Below are 17140 nucleotides of genomic sequence, written 5' to 3'. Positions count from 1 at the left end.
CGAATTATACAGTACATTTAGCAAATGTCAACTAAAATTATCGAAAATTCTAACTAACTGTGTTATACTGTCTGCTTCGTTTTCTTCACCGCGTCAGCAGCGAAGAACCGAACTATACGCCTACCAATAAAACCAGTCAACACCCAACTTCAAAAAAATTAAAATTTTTTCACAACTATCTGTATTTAAATAATTTAAAATTTATTAGATTTTATCATTCGATAGATAAAACAGATATCCAAAGATAAATAGTCCTGCAGCTTTACTCTTAATTGCCACATTCAAACACTCTATATCTCTATACTACTGGCGCTTTAGTCCCATCTACTCTTACAATCTCTACTTTCTCCAATAAAACAATCATAAATTTAGAATAGTCCCTATTATGAGTAACGAAAAGATTCAACAAAAATTTGAACAAGCATATCACTCTTTCATCGAAGAGGAAAATTACGAGGAAGCGCTTAAACGTGCCGAAATTCTTTGCCTTCTCAACCCCCAATCTGTCGAATTTCATCATAAAGTTGCTTATGCCTATCTGAAGCAATTGAAATGGAAAAAAGCCATTGAGGCTGAAATGAAAACGTTAGAGCTAGATAGCACCTATATTCCTGCTTTGGATTTACTTGCACATGCTTACGGCGCTCTAGATAACTGGGAAAAAACCGGGTTTTACGGTCATCAGGCTTTGGTTCTAAAAGATAAAGCCATCCCAGACCTAGAACATGAAATCATTCCAACACCAGCTCCAAAAAATGGCAAACGGATTATCTCCTTTTCTTTATTTGGCAATAATTCCAAATATATTGAGCCTGCCGTATTAAATACCCAGCTTGCGCCTGTGCTTTTCCCTGGTTGGACATGTCGTTTTTATGTCGACGATTCTGTATCAGCTGAAGCTATTCAACGATTTAGAAATAACGGTGCAGAAGTGATTAAGGTTGGCACTCCATTGGACAACTGGCCGGGTACGATGTGGCGCTTTCTTGCCATCAATGATCCCGAGGTTGAATACGTTATTTTCCGTGATGCAGATTCTATTATTTGTTATCGTGATGCAGCGGCCGTATCCGAATGGATAAAAAGTGGCACACTATTCCACACTATTCGCGACTCGGGCTCGCATACTGCCCTAATTCTTGCGGGTATGTGGGGCGCTAAAGCGGGCGCAGTCCCAGATATGCAGGAAAGGATTCAAAATTTTGTCGACGAGGGCTATCCTTCCAGACATTTTGCCGACCAAGATTTTCTAGAAAAAGAATTGTGGGCCTATATCCGTCAGAATCTGTTTGCACATGACAGATTATTTGATTTCTGTAATGCACACGAAATTCCCGGCGAGTTCTACTCTAATTATCAAATCGCTTTCAGCGAAGGGGTTACCAGCTTTAACGCAACGACTGATTATGAAGACGGCAGTCTGGCAAGATGGACGCTGTACTCCAGTGCTTCGCCTTTGGTCAATCCGGACTACTCGCTCAATGTTGTTCCTGAATTTAAGGTCTGCAGTTATGTGACTGAAGTGAAAAACGGAGCGGTTTCAGCGTTCTTGCCGAAGAGATATGGCAATGCGATTAAAGCAAAACTAGCCAGAATCAACATCGAACAAATCTAATTTAATTTGATTCCTATATCTCTCATTTCATGAACCCATTATTTATGAGCAAACACATTCTCCTCGGTATTACCGGCGGTATTGCGGCGTATAAATCGTGTGAACTGGTCAGATTGCTGAAAAAGCAAGGACATTCTGTATCAGTGGTAATGACAGATTCTGCGACGGAATTTGTCTCCCCACTGACTTTCCAAGCTTTAACCGGCAATCCTGTTTTATCGGATACCTATTCAGGCGCTTCCAATAATGGCATGGCACACATCAACCTGACGCGTGAAGCCGACGCATTTCTTATTGCGCCCGCAACTGCCAATACGATTGCCAAAATTGCCAACGGATTGGCTGATAATCTACTGACCAACTTGGTAGCAGCCAGGAAATGCCCTTTGGCTGTTGCGCCTGCAATGAATGTTGAAATGTGGAGCAACCCTGCCAACCTGCGCAATATTGAGCAGCTGGTTTCAGACGGCATTACCGTGCTTTACCCAAACAGCGGCGAACAGGCTTGCGGCGAAACAGGTACAGGCAGAATGGTCGAAGCGGTCGATCTGGCAGATTTGTTAGAGGATTTATGGACACCCAAGCTATTGAGCGGCAAAAAAGTTCTGATTACAGCCGGCGCAACATTTGAAGCCATCGATCCTGTCCGCGGCATTACCAATATTTCCAGCGGACAAATGGGCATGGCTTTAGCGCGTGCGTGCCGTGCTGCCGGAGCGAAAGTCACGCTGATTTACGGTCAAATTCAGACGGCCCTGCCAGCAGGCTTGGCTCATTCCGAACAGGCTGTCAGTGCAGAAGCCATGTATCAGACAGTTCATTGCCATATCCATGCGCAAGATGTCTTTATTTCCGTCGCAGCCGTTGCAGACTATAAAGTCAAAAACAGCAGCAACGAGAAACTGAAGAAAAACGGCAATCAGCCCCCGGTTCTCGAACTGACGGAAAATCCGGATATTCTCGCATCCGTTGCCGCCTTGCCTTCTCCACCATTCTGCGTCGGCTTTGCTGCAGAAAGCCATCAGGTTTTGGAATTTGCACGAGCAAAACGTTTGCGCAAAAACGTACCGATGCTGGTGGCCAACCAAGTTTCCGTTTCCATGGGTAAGCCAACCAATCAAATCACCATTATTGATGACCTTGCCGAAACCTCATTTCCGGAAACATCCAAACGCCAAGCAGCGGATGAAATCGTCAAACGCCTGGCTGAATTATTGGCTTAATCAAACAAAACAAAAGGCCGTCTGAAAATTTTTCAGACGGCCTTTGTTCAAACACATTAAATCACAATCCCAATTCGCGCAAAAAACGAATATCGTCTGCCCAACCGGATTTCACTTTCACCCAAATCTTCAAAAAGACTTTGGTATCAAATAATTTTTCCATATCAAGGCGGGCTTCAGTAGAAATTTTCTTCAATTTCTCCCCACCCTTACCAATCAAAATCGCCTTTTGGCTGTCTTTATCGACCAACACCGCGATATAAATGCGGAACAGTCCGCTTTCCTCTTCCTCAAACTGCTCCACTTCAACATTCATCGCATACGGCAACTCTTCGCCCAAATAGCGGAACAATTTTTCGCGCACAATTTCCATCGCCAGGAATCGGCTGGATTTATCCGTCACCATATCTTCCGGATACATCGGGATACTTTCCGGCAGATACGGCTTGAGCAGTTCCAGCAGATTGGCAATACGCAGGCCATGTTTCGCGCTAACTGCCTCGCTGGCGGTAAACTCAAACTCTTGCCGCACTTCATTGATAAAAGCCTCAAGCGCAAATTTATCTTTGGCTTTATCTTTATCGATTTTATTGACCACCAATACCACAGGCGTATGCTTAGGCAACTGCTTCAACACCACGCGGTCGGCATCGGTAAAGCGCATGGCCTCCACCACAAAAACCACCACGTCCACGCCGCTCAACGCTTCGGTTACGTTTTGATTAAGACGGTCATTCAAGGCATTGCGATGATTGGTTTGAAAACCCGGCGTATCGACAAACACAAATTGCGCCGTGTCGTCGGTGTAAATACCGGTTACACGATTGCGCGTGGTTTGTGCTTTTTTACTGGTGATACTGATTTTCTGACCGATTAAATGGTTCATCAACGTGGATTTGCCGACATTCGGGCGACCCACGATGGCCACAAAGCCGCAACGATAATCCGTCGGGTGTTGCGACTCGTTTTGCAAAAAGGTTTCGATATCCATTTATATATGACTTTCTTGATTGTTTCAGACGGCCTTTGCATTTTCTCAAAGGCCGTCTGAAATATTATTTTTTAGCTTTTTTCAAAGGAAACTTCTGTTCCAACCATTCTAAGGCTTCACATGCCGCTTTTTGCTCGGCTACTTTTCGACTGTTGCCGCGTGCATTGCAGATGAAACCGAGTTCGCCCAAATCGCAGGAAATCACAAACATCGCATCAGCCGTCTGCTCCGCCTGCTCTTCGATTCGGTATTTCGGCAGGGCAAAGCGACGTGCCTGCAAGGCTTCCTGCAAAGCGGTTTTACTGTCTTTCTTGCCGATATTCAAATCCGCACGTTTCACGCGTTCCGCAAACAAATGGCGAACCACTTTTTCCGCCGCAGAAAAATCCGCGTCAAAACTGACCGCCGCAAACATCGCCTCCATCGCATCCGCCAAAATCGAAGGCCGTCTGAAACCGCCGCTCTTCAACTCGCCGGCACCCAAATACAAACCGTCGCCGACATTCATTTCCAACGCGATTTCAGCCAAGACACCTTCATTCACCAAAGCCGCGCGCATCCGCGACAACTCGCCTTCCGACAATTTCGGAAACGCGTCAAACAACATCCGCGCCACGGAATAGTTCAAAATCGAATCGCCGACAAATTCAAAACGTTCATTGTGTTTGGCATTGTAGCTGCGGTGGGTCAAAGCCTGCTGGAGCAGCTCCATATTGCGGAACTCATAGCCCAGACGCTTTTGAATCGCTCGATGCGCCTTCTGTTTGAGCAAATCAGATTTCATTCCATACTTTCAAAAAACAGCCGGAAAGCACGCCTCATCCGCAGTGAAACAAAATAAAAAGGCTACACCGGCAACTTTTTTATTTTGGCTCATTGTTTCTTGCGTCCCTCAAGCCGATAAACAATCAAAAACCGTCATGTTCAAACCTGACGGCACTTATCGACATTGTACCATCAAACCGCCCCTGCACACATCCGTGCGGAAAAGCGGCGAATCGTGTAAAATCATGCCAAATCATCTCTTTGTCAACTCCATGAACAAATTTGCCCAAGCATTGGCCGCAGCGCTCGACCGCTGCATCGTCACCAACACCGTCGCCGAACAAGGCGAGCCCGTCGGCTTCCTCTACCGCGAAGCCCCCGTATTTGAAAACGACAGCGGCTGGCGTATTTTCAGCGGCGACGAAACCGACGAATACACCGACAACCCCGACAATTTCAGCATTGTCAGCCTCTCCGCCATTACTGCAGACAATCCCGACATCGCGCCCATGCTGACTCAGGCAGAAGGCAGTGCGTGGGAATTGAACGAAGACGGCGAGTTCCAAGCCGTTGCCGATTGGCAGCCGCAAGAATAATCCATCCCCATTTCGTTTCAGACGGTCTTCCCTATAACAAGGCCGTCTGAAACCAAGCCGAATCCCTATTTCACAAATATTGAAGGAATCATCATGAATATTATCGAACCACGCCTCGATGGTACCAACCTGCGCATCGGCATCGTTCAAGCCCGCTTCACCAACGAAATTGGCAGCGAAATGGTCAAAGTATGCTGCCGCACCTTAAAAGAATTGGGCGTATCCGAAGACAACATCACGCTTGCCACCGTCCCTGGCGCGCTTGAAGTGCCTATCGCGCTGATGAACCTCGCTTCATCCGAACAATTCGATGCCCTGATTGCCATCGGCGTTGTCATTCGTGGCGAAACCTACCACTTTGAATTGGTATCCAATGAGTCCGGCGCAGGTGTCAGCCGCGTTGCCCTTGACTACAACATCCCTATCGCCAACGCCATCCTGACGACTGAAAACGACGAACAAGCCGTTGCGCGTATCGAAGAAAAAGCCTCCGATGCAGCCAAAGTTGCCGTAGAATGTGCCAACTTGGTCAACCATCTTTTGTCAGAACAATACGAAGACGACGAAGAATAAGCTTCTCCCCGTATTGAATACCGCATATTTTCAGACGGCCTCTCAATCATGACATTGAGGCCGTCTGAATCATTCAATATTCAGCCGACAACCATCGGCACTCTCTTCACAAGGAATACCCATGAAAAGCCCACGCCGCCGCGCACGCGAGCTTGCCGTACAAGCCATTTATCAAGCAGGCATCAACAAAACTGCCGCTCCCGAAATCGCCAAAAACATCCACGAACTGTCCCAAACATCCAATATGGATGAAGAGCTGTTCAACAAACTGTTTTTCGGCGCACAAACCCATGCCGAAGAATACATGGAAAAAATCAGCCCCCTGCTCGACCGCGACGAAAAAGACCTCAGTCCTATCGAACGCGCCGTTTTGCTGGTTGCCTGCCATGAGCTAAGCACCATGCCTGAGACCCCCTACCCCGTCATCATCAATGAAGCCATCGAAGTCACCAAAACTTTCGGCGGCACCGATGGCCATAAATTCGTCAACGGCATCCTCGACCAACTGGCTTCCCGTATCCGCCCTAACGAACCGCGCCGCAAAGGCTAAGATTGACTTCACATCAGGTCAAAATTACTGATCTTTGCCCTGTTTAAGCTAATGTGCTTATACAGCCAAACCATCAAAAAGGCCGTCTGAATTTCAGACGGCCTTTGTTTATTTCTCATCTAGGGGCGTTTCATAACCGGGGCAGTTTTGTTTATCGCTGTTTGCCCAAATGATACCGCTGTCGTTGTAATAAACAGTACAAGTTTCATAGGCATTGGTTTCTTTGTTGGGTACAGCCTTCAAAATATAACCTGAATCGGAAGGATCCGCACCTTCGGAAAAACTAATATCGAAATATTGATTCTGCTGCAAATTTTCAGGAGGAAACCCTACAAAAGTACTTCTTTGAGTATAGTAGCGTTCAAGTTGTTGGGCATTATGCAGCATCTGTGTGCGGACGGATGCGAGACGCGTTTGGCGGATGTAGTTTTGATAAGACGGATATGCGATGGTAGCAAGAATGGCTGCAATCACAACGACTATCAGCAGCTCGATAAGCGTGAAGCCTTGTTGGTGTTTCATTGTATTTATGTCGTGAATAATTAGAATAAGACATGAATATTATAGTCGTTTTCTTGCGGCTTAAATGTTCAGATACGGAGGGAGTTTGGGAATTTATGTAAATGAGGTGCAAGTTCTGAAAAATACTTACTGCCCTTTATTTTTTATTTCAATAAGTTAAACTTCAATTTAAGCCGACTGTCTCTTGGTCGGCCTTGGACTTTACAGTAAAATCCAGTTGTTTTTTTGTCTCCAACATACATTTATTGCTTGTCTGCAACGTTATTTTATTGAATTGGTTCCTTTTATATGTCTAAAGTTTTCAAGTGGGCGGCCGGTACGGCTGTTGTAGTAGCAGCGGCTTTCGGCGGCTGGTCTTTGATGAAGCCTGAGCCTCAGTCTTCTTTTATTACGGAAGTGGTCAAACGCGGCGATATCCGTCAAACCGTGTCGGCAACCGGCGAAATCTCACCTTCCAATTTAGTATCCGTAGGCGCGGAAGCTTCAGGTCAGATTAAAAAACTGTATGTGAAACTGGGCCAACAAGTGAAAAAAGGCGATCTGATTGCGGAAATCGACTCAACCAATCAGATCAATACCTTAAATACCGAAAAATCCAAACTGGAAACCTATCAGGCAAAATTGGTTTCTGCCGAAATCGCGCTTTCCAGTGCGGAGAAAAAATATAAACGCGAACTTGCCTTATGGAAAGAACAGGCCACTTCCAAAGAAAATTTGGAATCTGCACAAGACTCTTTAGCCGCAGCCAAAGCGAATGTCGCCGAACTGAAGGCCTCCATCAAACAATCAAAAATCTCGATTAATACGGCTGAATCCGAACTGGGCCACACGCGGATTACCGCTACCATGGACGGCACCGTGGTCGCCATTCCTGTTGAAGAAGGCCAATCCGTCAATGCGGCTCAATCTACGCCGACCATTATCCAACTGGCCAACTTGGAAACCATGTTAAACAAAATGCAGATTGCCGAAGGCGACATCACGAAAGTCAAAGCCGGTCAGGATATTTCGTTCACCATTTTGTCCGAGCCGGACACCCCGATTAAAGCGAAATTAGACAGTGTCGACCCCGGCTTGACCACCATGTCTTTGGGCAGCTACACCAGCAGCACGGACACGACTTCCAATGCGATTTACTACTATGCCCGCGCCCTGGTGCCGAATCCCGAAGGCAAACTTTCCATCGGTATGACCACTCAAAACACGATCGAAATCAACGGCGTGAAGAATGTTTTACTGGTACCGACGCTGACCGTGAAAAAACATAACGGCAAATCCTATGTCAGCATTTTGGGCGCAGACAATAAAGCGGTAGAACGCGAAGTGACCGTCGGCTTGAAAGACAACATGAATACTGAAATCAAAAGCGGCTTGAAAGAAGGCGAAAAAGTGATCGTTTCTGAAATGAGCGCAGATGAAAAGAATAAGAGCAGTGAACGCGCGATGATGGGCGGCGGCCCTCCTCGCTGATTGATTAAGGCCGTCTGAAAGGTTTGGCTGTGTTTCAGACGGCCTTAGTTCCTGTATTTCTATTTTTCGCCCGGAAAGATTATGAGTTTAATCGAATGTAAGAATATCAACCGTTTTTTCGGTAGCGGTGAAAACCGTGTGCACGTATTGAAAGATGTCAGCCTTTCTATTGAAAAAGGCGACTTTGTGGCGATTATCGGCCAGTCCGGTTCAGGCAAATCGACGCTGATGAATATCTTGGGCTGTCTGGATACCGCCACTTCCGGCTCTTATCAAATCGACGGCATCGAAACATCGCAAATGCAGCCAGATGAGCTGGCGGCTTTGCGCCGTGAGCGTTTCGGCTTTATTTTCCAGCGTTACAACCTGTTAAGCTCGCTGACCGCCCGAGATAACGTCGCCCTGCCTGCCGTATATATGGGCATGGACAGCAAAGAGCGCGCGGAACGTGCGGAAAAACTGTTGGGCGATTTGGGTTTGCAAAATAAAGAAGGCAACAAACCCAGCGAACTTTCCGGCGGTCAGCAACAACGCGTTTCGATTGCGCGCGCGTTGATGAACGGCGGCGAAATCATCTTTGCCGACGAGCCGACCGGCGCATTGGATACCGCCAGCGGTAAAAACGTGATGGAAATCATCCACAAGCTGCACGAAGACGGGCATACCGTGATTATGGTCACCCACGATCCGGGCATTGCGGCAAACGCAAACCGCGTCATCGAAATCCGCGACGGTCAGATTATTTCCGACACGTCTAAAAATCCGGATATTCCGCCAAGCAAAGTGGAGAGGATTAAAGAAAAAGCTTCTTGGTCGTTTTATTACGATCAATTTATGGAAGCATTCAAAATGTCGGTACAGGCGATTATGGCGCACAAAATGCGTTCGCTGCTGACCATGCTGGGTATTATCATCGGTATCGCTTCGGTGGTATCGGTAGTAGCCTTAGGTAATGGCTCGCAACAAAAAATCTTGGAAGACATCAACTCGATGGGCACAAACACCATCAGTATCTTCCCCGGCCGTGGTTTTGGCGACCGTAGAAGCGGACGGATCAAGACACTGACGATTAATGACGCAAAAGCCATCAGCCAACAAAGCTACGTCGCCTCTGCCACCCCTCAAACCAACTCCAGCGGCACATTGACCTACCGCAACACCGACCTGACTGCCTCGCTTTACGGCGTAGGCGAACAATATTTCGACGTGCGCGGTTTAAAATTGGAAGAAGGCCGTCTGTTTGATGATGACGATGTAAAAACCGATGCCCAAGTCGTCGTCATCGACCAAAACACCAAAACCAAACTCTTCGGCGAAGGTGTCAATCCTTTAGGCAAAACCATCCTTTTCAAAAAACGCCCGTTAACCGTCATCGGCATTATGAAAAAGGATGACAACTCGTTTGGTAATTCCGACTCACTGATGCTTTGGTCGCCTTATACAACGGTCATGCATCAAATTACCGGTGAGAGCCATACTAACTCCATCGTTGTCAAAATCAAAGACGATGCCAACACGCAAGTTGCCGAAAAAAGCCTGACCGAGCTGCTGAAAGCACGCCACGGTACAGAAGACTTCTTTATGAACAACAGCGACAGCATCAAAGAAATGGTTGAAAGCACGACCGGTACCATGACGCTGCTGATTTCTTCCATTGCGGTCATCTCTTTGGTGGTCGGCGGCATCGGCGTGATGAACATCATGCTGGTTTCCGTTACCGAGCGCACCAAAGAAATTGGCGTCCGCATGGCAATCGGCGCACGCCGCAACAATATTTTGCAGCAGTTTCTGATTGAAGCCGTTTTAATCTGTATCATCGGCGGCCTGTCAGGTGTATTGTTGTCCGCAAGCATCAGCCTGGTGTTCAACTACTTTGTCACCAACTTCCCGATGAGCATTTCCATGACTTCCGTCATCGGCGCAGTGGTCTGCTCCACCGCCATCGGTGTCGCATTCGGCTTTATGCCTGCCAACAAGGCTTCCAAGCTCAACCCGATTGATGCGCTGGCTCAGGATTGATTATGTTTCAGACGACCTATTATCTTAAGGCCGTCTGAAATGCTGTTACCCGAAAGATTTTTTATGAAGACGAAACCTTTTTCCCAAGCAGCCTTATCATTGGCTATTGCCCTTGCCCTAAGTGCGTGCGCCGCGTCTAAAGCCAACCCGAACCTTACGCTGGAAGCAACCGGCCAAGTCATGAGCGCGGCGGAAACTGCCGAACGCTACAATGTAAACGGCAACTGGTGGGAAATCTACCAAAGCCCGCAACTCAATGCTCTGATGGAGCAGGCGTTGGCCAACAATGTCGATTTGAAACAGGCGGCCATCAGCGTCAACAAGGCTTTGTACCAAGCCAATATTTTGGGCGCGGATTTGGTGCCTTCGTTCAGCGGATCGTTGGGCGCGAACGCTTCTAAAAACCTGAAAACCGGCAGCCACGGCAATACCTTCAGCAGCCAGCTTGGCTTGAGCTACGAATTGGATTTATGGCGTAAACTCAGTGCCACTGCCGATGCTCAGGTATGGGAATATCAAGCCACGCATGAAGACATGGCCAACACACGCCTGACTTTGATTAATAATGTCGCCGATGCGTATTTCAATATCGCCTACCTGAACGAAGCCATCGAGTTGGCAAAAAAATCGCTGAAGCAATATCAGGAAATCAACCGCATTGCGAATGCCAAATTCCGCTACGGCCGTGCCGACTCCAGTCAGCCGACCCAAGCCAAACAGTCATTGCTGAGCGCGGAAAACAACCTGTTGTCTTTGCAAAACAATTTGGATACGCAAAAACAGGTTTTGCGTAATTTGTTGAATTTAAGGCCGTCTGAAAACATGGCCGCCGATCCGGCACAATTCCGCCTGTTGCCGGTCAAAGGCGTGAACTTGGATGTACCGATTACCGTTTTGGCCAACCGCCCCGACCTGCGCGCCGCCGAATACCGCCTGCAAGCGTCGCAACAATTGGTCAACGCGCAAAAACGCAGTTGGTATCCGTCGATTACTTTGGGCGCAAGTTTGAGTACGTCTTCCGATAAAGCGAAAAGCACGTTCAATATCCCCATGTTAGGCGGATCGGCCACCATCAATCTGCCTTTCCTTAATTGGCAGACCATGAAATGGAAAGACAAAACCGTACAAGCGGAGATGGACAGTGCCAAGCTGAATTTTGAAAAAGCCCTGACCACCGCGCTCAACGAGGTCAACACCAACTACCTTGCCTACAAAAACGCGCAGGCCAGCCTTGCCAATCAAGAACAACGTTATCAGTTGGACAAGAAAAACAGCCATTACTATCAAGTACGCTACCAACACGGTAAAAACGAACTGAAAGACTGGCTGGAGGCTTTGAATTCGGAATATAGCTCGGCTCAAAACCTGCTGAACCAACGCTATGAAGCCTTAAAATACGAAAATATGGTGTATAAAGCCATGGCAGGACGTTATACGCCGAAATAGCATTTTCAGACGGCCTTTGGTTAATTTCCGTCAACGGCCGTCTGAAAAACATTCAAGCAACTGAATTTTCATATATAATCGCGCGTTTATTTGATTTTATCCGGACAACATTATGGCCTTCGCCTCTCTCTTTACGCTTTTGGACGACATTACCGCCGTTTTGGACGACGTAGCGATGATGACCAAAGTCGCCGCAAAAAAAACCGCCGGCGTGGTCGGTGACGATTTGGCGCTCAACGCCAATCAGGTAACCGGCGTATCCGCCGAGCGCGAATTGCCGATTATTTGGGCGGTGGCAAAAGGCTCTCTGGTCAATAAGCTGATTCTGGTGCCGCTTGCACTGTTGCTTTCCGCTTTCCTGCCAGCGCTGATTACGCCCTTGCTGATGATAGGCGGTGTGTATTTGTGTTTTGAAGGCGTGGAAAAACTGTTGCACAAATTTCTACACCGCAATGAACACGAAGACGGACACGATACCGAACCTGAAGTCACAGACGAAAAAACAAAAGTGAAAGGCGCGGTCCGTACAGATTTCATCCTCTCAGCTGAAATCATCATTATTGCGCTGGGCGTTGTTGAAAAATATGACCTGATGACGCGTTCTTTGGTTATGGCCGCCATCGGTGTCGGCATGACGGCATTGGTCTATGGTTTGGTCGGCATTATCGTCAAACTTGACGACCTCGGCATGATGTTGATGCGCCAAAAAAGCGTTGCTGTGCAAGGTATCGGACGCGGTTTAATTTCATTTATGCCTTGGTTTATGCGCGGCTTGAGCATTGTCGGCACGCTGGCGATGTTCTTGGTCGGCGGCGGACTGATCGCCCACAACCTTGGCTTTTTGCACGATTTCCTCCATGCGCAGCATTGGGACAGCGGCATGATGGAACATATCGCCAATCTGGTGGTCGGAGTAGCCGCCGGCGCATTGGCTTGCGCAATCGTCCTGCCTGCAATGAAATTGTTTCAAAAAGACTGATTTTGTTTCCCTACCGTCTGAAAACTTTTCAGACGGCCTCAATACCATTTAAAGCATGAATATTTTCCGTAAACTCGAACAATATTGGCAACATCCGCTGCTTTACTGGCCGCTGGTCATCTTGATTGCCGCCGCGACACCGTTCACTTTCGCCCCGTATTATCATTTTTGGCTGATGCCGCTGTTGTTTGGCGCACTGATACGCCTGATTGAGTTACGTCCGCGCTTTGCCGTCATGACAGCCTATCTGTTCGGATTAATCGGTTATACGGCGCAGTTTTATTGGATACACACTGCCTTGCATGATGTTTCGGGTTTGCCGGATTCATACGCCATCCCCCTCACCTTCCTGCTGCCGGCTTTTCTCGCGCTTTATCCGGCCATCTGTTTTTGGGTGTGGAGAAAATGCAACCTGTCACGCTGGGCTAAAACCGGCCTGCTGTTGCCGATTTTGTGGACGCTGGCAGAATTTGCCCGCGAACGTTTCCTGACCGGATTCGGTTGGGGCGCAATCGGCTATTCCCAAATCATCAAAGACAGTCCGTTGGCAGGTTTCGCACCTTTGGGCGGCATTCATATGGTCACCCTGGCAACCGCTTTCCTCAGCACATGGCTGGTGTTGCTGATTGACAACCATGGCCGTCTGAAACACCGCCTGCTGCCCTTATTCCTTATCGTTGCGCTCTGCTCCGTCGGCTACATTTCCCAACAAACCGAATACACCCGCCCCGACGGCAGCACCAGTACCGTCGCCCTGATTCAAGGAAATATCGAGCAAAATCTGAAATGGAAGGAAGAGCAAATCATTCCGACCATTCAGAAATACTACGAACAAATCAGCAAAACCAGTGCCGACATCGTCATCCTGCCTGAAACCGCCCTGCCGCTGATGCGCCAAGACCTGCCCGAAGGCATCTTGGAACAATTCGCCGAACAGGCGCAAAGCAACGGCAGCGCGTTGGCCATCGGCATCAGCCAATATACGCCCGACGGCAACGGCTACGAAAATGCAGTCATCAATTTGAGCGACTATCACAACAGCACTTCCGATGTCATCCCCTACTACGCCAAGAACCACCTCGTTCCATTTGGTGAATACAAACCCTTGCCCGCCATTACCGAGCGTCTCTATAAAATGATGGATATGCCTTTGGCTGACTTTCAAAAAGGCGGCGACAACCAAGCGCCGTTGGTAATGAAAGATCAAAAAGTCGCCTTCAATATCTGCTATGAAGACGGTTTCGGCGACGAACTCATCGCAACGGCGAAACGCTCCACCCTGCTCGCCAACATCAGCAATATGGCGTGGTACGGCAAATCCAATGCCATGTATCAGCAGCTTCAACAGTCCCAAGCGCGTGCAATGGAACTGGGCCGCTACATGGTTCGCTCCACCAATACCGGCGCGACCGCCATTATTTCCCCTAAAGGTACGATTGTTGCCGAAGCCCAACCGGATACAGAAACCGTCCTCGAAGGCCACGTCAAAGGCTACATCGGTGAAACGCCTTATATGAAAGCAGGCGGCTCAACATGGCTTATCAGCATTTTGGCCGTTATCGGCGTATTCCTTATCCTGATTGGCCGGAAGAAATCAGAATGAAAAAATTTTAATATCTTGTTATACAAGGTCTTTTTTATCACTAAAACTATTTACATACAGAAATGTTTGTAATATACTTAATCAAAACCAAGTAAATCACTCAAATTTTCTAAGACAATCAACCCTTGCGATTTAAACAGTAAAAACTATTGAATCTATCGTTAATTTACAGAAAAAATCCAACCCATAACAAAACAAACCACAGGCAGTGTTATACTGCTTGTCACACAAATAAACAAAAGCCGTTTTCAGACGGCCTAATTAAGGAGAGCATCCTTTATGAATAAAGCTTTTGCATTACCCGTTATCCACAGCGGCAACGGTAGCCTCGAGCAATACATTCATACTGTCAACAGCATTCCCATGCTGACCACCGAAGAAGAAACACAACTGGCCGAACGTCAACAAAAAGGCGACCTCAATGCCGCCAAACAACTTATTCTGTCCCATCTTCGCGTCGTCGTATCCATTGCACGCGGCTACGACGGCTACGGCCTCAACCAAGCCGACCTGATTCAAGAAGGTAATATCGGCCTGATGAAAGCCGTCAAACGCTACGAACCGAGCCGCGGCGCGCGCCTGTTTTCGTTTGCCGTGCATTGGATTAAAGCCGAAATCCATGAATTCATTTTGCGCAACTGGCGTTTGGTCCGCGTTGCCACAACCAAACCGCAACGCAAACTGTTCTTCAATCTGCGCAGCATGCGTAAAAACCTGAATGCCTTGTCTCCAAAAGAAGCGCAAGAAATCGCCGACGATTTGGGCGTCAAATTGTCCGAAGTCTTGGAAATGGAACAACGCATGACCGGTCACGATATCGGCATCATGGCAGAAAACAACGATGACGAAGACAACTTCGCCCCTATCGACTGGTTGGCCGATCACGATGCAGAGCCTAGCCGCCAGTTGTCCAAACAAGCCCACTACGCCCTGCAAACCGAAGGTCTGCAAAACGCCTTGGCACAACTGGACGACCGCAGCCGCCGTATCGTTGAAAGCCGCTGGTTGCAAGACGATGGCGGTTTGACCCTGCACGAATTGGCTGCCGAATACGGCGTATCTGCCGAACGCATCCGCCAAATCGAAGCCAAAGCTATGCAAAAACTGCGCGGTTTCTTGGAAGAAGAAGCGGAAGCCGTTTAAGCCTTTCTTGATAAAAAGGCCGTCTGAATCTTTTCAGACGGCCTTTTCGATGGCAAACCTCATTGTATCTTCTCCCCCAACACATTCATTTTAAAGCCCACTTAAGCTATAATACCCACCACACACACTACCCAGTCATACCATAACCATGCAACTTACCGTCGTCGGACTCAATCACCAAACTGCGCCCTTGAGCATACGCGAAAAACTGGCATTTGCAGCTGCAAATCTGCCGGATGCCGTGTCCAACCTCGCGCGCAGTGAGGCGGCGGAAGAAGCAGTTATTCTTTCTACCTGCAACCGCACCGAGCTTTACTGCGTCGGCGAAACCGAAAAAATCATCGACTGGTTGGCACAATATCACGACCTGCCTGCCGAAGAAATCCGCCCTTACCTCTATACCTTAGATAATAATGAAACCGTCCGCCACGCCTTCCGCGTCGCCTGCGGTTTAGATTCCATGGTCTTGGGCGAACCGCAAATTCTCGGTCAAATCAAAGATGCCGTCCGTGTTGCGCAAGAACAGGAAAGCATCAACACCCACTTAAACGCCCTGTTTCAAAAAACCTTTGCCGTTGCCAAAGAAGTGCGTACCGACACTGCCGTCGGTGAAAACTCCGTCTCCATGGCTTCTGCATCGGTCAAAATGGCAGAGCAAATCTTCCCTTCCATTTCCGATCTGAACGTCCTCTTTATCGGCGCAGGCGAAATGATTGAGCTGGTGGCCACTTATTTTGCCGCTAAAAATCCCAAGCTCATTACTGTTGCCAACCGCACACACCAGCGTGCGCAGGAATTGTGCGACAAACTCGGTGTCAACGCCGAAGCCTGCCTGCTGAACGAATTGCCCGATATTCTGCACGATTACGACGTGGTTGTTTCTTCCACCGCCAGCCAACTCCCCCTCGTCGGCAAAGGCATGGTCGAGCGCGCATTGAAAAAACGCCACAACATGCCTGTTTTCCTGCTGGATTTGGCCGTTCCGCGCGATATCGAAGCCGAAGTCGGCGAATTGGAAGACGCATATCTCTATACCGTAGACGACATGATGGATATTGTCCAAAGCGGTAAAGACGCGCGCAAAAAGGCAGCGGCGGCAGCTGAAAGCATGGTGGAAGAGAAGGTCAGCGAATTTATCCGCCTGCAGAAAAACCGCCAAAGCGTTCCGCTTATCCGCGCTTTGCGCGACGAAGGCGAACGAGCGCGCCGCCAAGTATTGGAAAATGCCATGAAGCAACTGGCAAAAGGCGTATCGGCCGAGGATGTCCTCGAACGCCTCTCCATTCAGTTGACCAACAAACTGCTCCACTCTCCGACACGCACGCTCAATAAAGCCGGCTCGGACAACAGCGAATTAATCGATGCCGTGGCGCAGATCTACCATTTGGATCAACACGACTGACCACAATTTAAAGGCCGTCTGAAAGAAGCGAACCGACCGACAGGTCATATTCCAAAGCTTTCAGACGGCCTTAAAACAATAAAATCCCAATCATCATTTTTTCATTTAAAATGAAATGCTTGAAAAAAAACCGTTAAAGTGTAAAAATCCTATCTTATACATTTAAACAGCATTCAAACAATAAAACTGCCTGCCGATTCAAACGCATGCCGACAATACGATAGGCACCGGCAAAAGGAACTT

The 17140-nt window shown here is 48.1% G+C and carries 15 protein-coding genes; 12 read left to right on the top strand and 3 right to left on the bottom strand.

Translation table 11 applies throughout. The features are described 5' to 3' along the window. Positions 1-385: 385 nt before the first annotated feature. Together DBY95_RS09635 and coaBC are read left to right on the top strand one after the other, a co-directional pair. Positions 386-1615 carry a tetratricopeptide repeat protein gene (locus tag DBY95_RS09635; protein WP_107724164.1) on the top strand — a complete coding sequence of 410 codons (1230 nt, stop codon included), beginning with the start codon at positions 386-388 and terminating at the stop codon, positions 1613-1615. A 44-nt stretch (positions 1616-1659) separates the two neighbouring features. Beyond that, positions 1660-2838, top strand: coding sequence for a bifunctional phosphopantothenoylcysteine decarboxylase/phosphopantothenate--cysteine ligase CoaBC (coaBC, locus tag DBY95_RS09630; protein WP_107724163.1), 1179 nt, complete (start codon positions 1660-1662; stop codon positions 2836-2838). A gap of 61 nt (positions 2839-2899) precedes the next feature. On the opposite strand, the gene era is transcribed toward coaBC, so the two are convergent. Further along, positions 2900-3829: a GTPase Era gene (gene era / locus DBY95_RS09625; RefSeq protein ID WP_003679342.1), complete on the bottom strand. Its 930-nt coding sequence runs from the start codon at positions 3827-3829 to the stop codon at positions 2900-2902. Positions 3830-3893: 64 nt separating this feature from the next. Then, a complete protein-coding gene (rnc, locus tag DBY95_RS09620) occupies positions 3894-4613 on the bottom strand; it encodes a ribonuclease III (protein ID WP_107724162.1) in 720 nt (239 codons plus the stop codon). Between the two features lie 253 nt (positions 4614-4866). On the opposite strand from rnc, the gene DBY95_RS09615 reads away from it, so the two are divergent. From DBY95_RS09615 to nusB, 3 genes are all read left to right on the top strand, one after another. Further along, entirely contained in the window at positions 4867-5190 is a 324-nt protein-coding gene (locus tag DBY95_RS09615; protein ID WP_107724175.1) for a DUF2185 domain-containing protein, read from the top strand. Positions 5191-5283: 93 nt separating this feature from the next. Further along, on the top strand, positions 5284-5763 hold the full coding sequence (gene ribH, locus DBY95_RS09610) for a 6,7-dimethyl-8-ribityllumazine synthase (RefSeq protein WP_036493252.1): 480 nt from the start codon (positions 5284-5286) through the stop codon (positions 5761-5763). 121 nt (positions 5764-5884) lie between these two features. Continuing rightward, positions 5885-6313 carry a transcription antitermination factor NusB gene (gene nusB, locus DBY95_RS09605; protein ID WP_107724161.1) on the top strand — a complete coding sequence of 143 codons (429 nt, stop codon included), beginning with the start codon at positions 5885-5887 and terminating at the stop codon, positions 6311-6313. Between the two features lie 108 nt (positions 6314-6421). Here nusB and DBY95_RS09600 read toward each other — a convergent pair whose 3' ends face one another. Continuing rightward, entirely contained in the window at positions 6422-6835 is a 414-nt protein-coding gene (locus DBY95_RS09600; RefSeq protein ID WP_107724160.1) for a type IV pilin protein, read from the bottom strand. Between the two features lie 288 nt (positions 6836-7123). On the opposite strand from DBY95_RS09600, the gene DBY95_RS09595 reads away from it, so the two are divergent. The 7 genes from DBY95_RS09595 (at position 7124) to hemA (ending at position 16897) form a co-directional block, all read left to right on the top strand. Then, positions 7124-8305, top strand: coding sequence for an efflux RND transporter periplasmic adaptor subunit (locus DBY95_RS09595; protein WP_107724159.1), 1182 nt, complete (start codon positions 7124-7126; stop codon positions 8303-8305). A gap of 81 nt (positions 8306-8386) precedes the next feature. After that, entirely contained in the window at positions 8387-10324 is a 1938-nt protein-coding gene (locus tag DBY95_RS09590) for a MacB family efflux pump subunit (RefSeq protein WP_107724158.1), read from the top strand. Positions 10325-10387: 63 nt separating this feature from the next. Continuing rightward, entirely contained in the window at positions 10388-11770 is a 1383-nt protein-coding gene (locus tag DBY95_RS09585) for a TolC family protein (RefSeq protein ID WP_107724174.1), read from the top strand. Positions 11771-11882: 112 nt separating this feature from the next. Then, entirely contained in the window at positions 11883-12749 is an 867-nt protein-coding gene (locus tag DBY95_RS09580) for a DUF808 domain-containing protein (protein ID WP_107724157.1), read from the top strand. Between the two features lie 55 nt (positions 12750-12804). After that, a complete protein-coding gene (gene lnt / locus DBY95_RS09575; RefSeq protein WP_107724156.1) occupies positions 12805-14352 on the top strand; it encodes an apolipoprotein N-acyltransferase in 1548 nt (515 codons plus the stop codon). Between the two features lie 279 nt (positions 14353-14631). Further along, positions 14632-15495, top strand: coding sequence for an RNA polymerase sigma factor RpoH (gene rpoH, locus DBY95_RS09570; RefSeq protein WP_107724155.1), 864 nt, complete (start codon positions 14632-14634; stop codon positions 15493-15495). Positions 15496-15643: 148 nt separating this feature from the next. Further along, a complete protein-coding gene (gene hemA / locus DBY95_RS09565) occupies positions 15644-16897 on the top strand; it encodes a glutamyl-tRNA reductase (RefSeq protein WP_003684306.1) in 1254 nt (417 codons plus the stop codon). Positions 16898-17140: the final 243 nt, after the last annotated feature.

The organism is Neisseria subflava, from assembly GCF_003044935.1.
In the GTDB taxonomy this organism is placed as follows: Bacteria; Pseudomonadota; Gammaproteobacteria; order Burkholderiales; family Neisseriaceae; genus Neisseria; species Neisseria subflava_E.
Note: the sequence above shows the minus strand (reverse complement) of the source record. Positions and strands in the feature narration are given on the sequence as shown.